Below are 450 nucleotides of genomic sequence, written 5' to 3'. Positions count from 1 at the left end.
ATTTATGCCTCAAGCATAAATCACTTTGATAACAATACTGCGCATATAAAGTTTAATCTAAACTTTGAGGTAGGCATAGGAAATGATGATGAAGTGAGGGAATCTATACGAAATCATCAACAAAGCACAACGCAATCTACAATCAAAAAATCAAACTACAATCAACAATACTTTTATAATAACGCCATAAATGATACCAACTCACAACAAGATAGACTAACATATTTCAATAAGTTAGAGCATATTTATAATCTAGCAGAAGCAGTAGCATTTTTAAAAACTTGTCAAATAAATATCGAAACTTTATCCAAGCAAAATAAGAAACGATATGAGGAAAAAGATTTCAAAGGAAAATTGATTTATAATGCCCAAGATGACTTTTTAGAGCAAAATCCACAAATTGCGTGCAAAATCGCTTATATTTATTATAGGTTTGATTTGGGGAATGAG

The 450-nt window shown here is 30.0% G+C and carries 1 pseudogene; it reads left to right on the top strand.

The features are described 5' to 3' along the window. Positions 1-450, top strand: a pseudogene (locus ACWIX0_RS14205) (hypothetical protein); the annotation flags it as partial.

It is taken from the genome of Helicobacter sp. T3_23-1059 (assembly GCF_053654515.1).
The sequence above is the reverse complement of the archived record's forward strand: the minus strand, read 5'-3'. Positions and strand labels throughout refer to the sequence as shown.